This window comes from Streptomyces sp. NRRL WC-3549 (assembly GCF_000721935.1).
Lineage (GTDB): Bacteria > Actinomycetota > Actinomycetes > Streptomycetales > Streptomycetaceae > Streptomyces.
On sequence record NZ_KL585400.1, the window covers coordinates 23560 to 26926 of the forward strand.

Genomic DNA, 3367 nt, shown 5'->3' on the forward strand with positions numbered 1-3367 from the left:
GCCCAGCCAGTCGCGGATGGACAGGCCGGTGCGGGTCGCGCCGTTGACGACCTCCATCGGTGAGAAGGCGTGGACGTGCATGTCCGGGACGCGTGCGCGTACCGCCCGCGCGATGTCGAAGTACGCGGTGCCGGGCAGGTCCGGGTGGATACCGCCCTGCATGCAGACCTCGACCGCGCCCACGTCCCACGCCTGGGCCGCGCGGTCGGCGACCTGGTCCAGGGAGAGGGTGTACGCGTCGGCGTCGGTGCGCCGCTGGGCGAAGGCGCAGAAACGGCAGCCGGTGTAGCAGACGTTGGTGAAGTTGATGTTCCTGGTGACGATGTAGGTGACGTCGTCGCCGACCACGTCCCGGCGCAGGGTGTCCGCGATGCGGCACAGCTCGTCCAGCGCCTCCCCTTCTGCGTGGAGCAGGGCGAGCGCCTGGTCGTCGGTGAGCTTCGTGGGGTCGTCGGCGGCCTGGCTCAGGGCCTGGCGTACGTCGGTGTCGATGCGGGACGGGACCATGCCGGGGGCGGCGGCCTCGCGCAGGGCCTCCCAGTCGCCGTACACCTCGTCGAAGTCGTTCCGCCGGTCGCCGGTGCGGCCCTCGGTGTCGATGGTGCGGTGCAGGTCGGTGCGGCCGGAGGACTTGAACTCCTCGTCGGGCTCCTGCCACGGCAGCCCGGTGGGGATCACGCCCTCCTTGGCGAGCCCCGTCTCGGGATCGGCCAGCGCCCGTACGTGCGGGAGCAGGCGCGGGTCGAGCCAGGGTTCACCGCGCTGGATGAACTCCGGGTAGATGGTGAGCCGCTCACGCAGCTCGAAGCCGGACTCGGCGGTACGGGCGGCGAGTTCCTCGATGTGCGGCCAGGGGCGCTCGGGGTTGACGTGGTCCGGGGTGAGGGGCGAGACGCCGCCCCAGTCGTCGATGCCCGCGCCGATGAGCAGGGCGTACTCGGCGTCCACCAGGTTCGGCGGGGCCTGGATGCGGGCGGAGGGGCCCAGGATGTGGCGGGCGACGGCGATGGCCGCGGCCAGCTCCTCCAGCTCGGCGTCCGGCATCCCGCGCATCGCCGTGTCCGGCTTGGCGCGGAAGTTCTGGACGATGACCTCCTGGATGCCGTGGTAGGCGCGGGCGGTCCTGCGCAGCTCGAAGAGGGAGTCGGCCCGCTCCTCGTAGTCCTCGCCGATACCGATCAGGATGCCGGTGGTGAACGGTACGTTGGACCGCCCGGCGTCCTCCAGGACGCGCAGCCGGACCGCCGGTTCCTTGTCGGGGGAGCCGTGATGGGGGCCGCCCTTCTCGGACCAGAGGCGGGTCGCGGTCGTCTCCAGCATCATGCCCATGGACGGGGAGACCGGCTTGAGGCGCTGGAGGTCGGTCCAGGTCAGGACACCGGGGTTGAGGTGCGGGAGCAGCCCGGTCTCCTCCAGGACCCGAATCGCCATGGCCCGTACGTAGGCCAGGGTGTCGTCGTACCCCTCGGCCTCCAGCCACTCGCGGGCCTCGGGCCAGCGGTCCTCGGGCCGGTCGCCGAGCGTGAACAGCGCTTCCTTGCAGCCCGCTTCGGCACCCTTGCGGGCGATGTCGAGGACCTCGTCGGGCGACAGGAACATCCCGTGCCCGGCCCGCTTGAGCTTGCCCGGCACGGTGACGAAGGTGCAGTAGTGGCAGGTGTCGCGGCAGAGCCGGGTGAGGGGGATGAAGACCTTACGGGAGTACGTGATCACTCCCGGCCGGCCCGCCGCGTCGAGCCCGGCGTCACGCACCCGGGCGGCGGAGGCGGCGAGGTCCTTGAGATCCTCCCCCCGCGCCTGGAGCAGGACGGCGGCCTCGGCCACGTCGAGGGCGACACCGTCGCGGGCCCGCCGGAGGGCGCGCCGCATGGCGTTGGTCGTGGGGCGTCCGCGCTGAGGATCGGTCATGAACCGAGCATACGAGCGGGGTACGCCGTCCGGACCAGGGCCTCTGCCGCCTCGGGGACTTCCGTTCCGGTCCGGCCGGGCCGTGGAGCGGGGCCCGGTGCCGTACCCCGCGAGGGCGCGGGAGCGGTGCGGGGCGTCGCCGACCGACGGCGACGCCGCGACGGCGTACCTGGGCCCGCCGGAGCCGAACGGGGGGCTCGTCCCCCGCTTCACCCCTGGCGCCTTGGCCGTTAAGTCCTTATTGCCCTCTATGGTCGGGACAGTGATGGAAACCATCGTCTTCGACATCGGTGAGACCCTCGTCCGCGACGACCGCCTCTGGGCCGCCTGGGCCGACTGGCTGGGGGTCCCCCCGCACACCGTCAGCGCGCTGGTCGGCGCCGCGGTCACCCAGGGCCGCGACAGCGCGGACGCCCTGCGCGTCCTGCGGCCCGGCATGGACGTCGGCGAGGCGTACGGCGCCCGGGTGGCGGCGGGCCGGGGCGAGTACCTGGACGAGCGGGACCTGTACCCGGACGTCCGCCCGGCCCTGGCGGAACTGCGCGCGCTGGGGCTGCGGGTGGTCGTCGCGGGTAACCGGTCCGTGCGGGCCGGGGAGCTGCTGCGGGCCCTGGACCTGCCGGCGGATTGCGTGGCCACCTCGGAGGAGTGGGGCGTGGCCAAACCGGACCAGGCGTTCTTCGAGCGCGTCCTGGAGGTCGCGGACGCGCCCGCGCACACCACGCTGTACGTGGGCGACCACCCGGCCGACGACCTGTTCCCCGCCAGGGCCTGCGGGCTGCGGACCGCCCACATCCGCCGTGGCCCGTACGGTCATTGGTGGGCGGACCACCCGGACGTGACGCGGACGGCGGACTGGCGCGTCGACGCCCTGACGGACCTTCCGGCGCTGCTCGGCGCCGGCCGGACGGCCGGGCACGGCGTGGACGACCTGACCGCCGGGCGCGGCGTGGATGATCTGGCCGCCGGGCACGACTCCGGCCGGCCGAACGGCCGCGGCGCGGGCCGGGGCGCCCCCCGGGCCATCGGCCTGTTCCGTCCGGAGGCGGCCGGACCTGCCCCGACGCACGACACCCGCCCGGACGCGGACGCACCGCAGCACACGGACCCCGCAGCGCCCCGGAGCGCGGTCCTGCCGACCGCACCGGGCGGCAACCTCGCCGCGCCGTAAAGGTGTTGCGCCCGGCGCCCGACACGCACGGCGGCACATCCGGCGTACGCGCAGGGACGTCCGGCACCCACGTGGAGACGTCCGGAGTACGCGCAGGGACACCCGGCGTACACGGCGGCACATCCGGCGCCCCCACAGGGACGTCCGGCACCCACGTGGAGACGTCCGGCGCCCAGCGTGCCGGGGCGGCGGCCGGCGTACGCGGGACGGCGCCCGGCGCCCTACGCGCGCGGGGAGGCCGCCGTGCCCCCCTGCCCCTCGTCGTCGTCGCCGCTCAGCGACAGCCGC

At 74.4% G+C, this 3367-nt stretch carries 1 protein-coding gene and 1 pseudogene; one reads left to right on the forward strand and one right to left on the reverse strand.

Translation table 11 applies throughout. The features are described from left to right. On the reverse strand, window positions 1–1908 hold a 1908-nt coding region (locus IH13_RS0115875), incomplete at its 3' end, for a bifunctional FO biosynthesis protein CofGH (protein WP_082317620.1). Between the two features lie 265 nt (window positions 1909–2173). Between IH13_RS0115875 and IH13_RS0115880 the strand changes: the two are divergent. Further along, a pseudogene (locus IH13_RS0115880) lies at window positions 2174–2824 on the forward strand (HAD family hydrolase); the annotation flags it as partial. Between the last annotated feature and the right edge of the window lie 543 nt (window positions 2825–3367).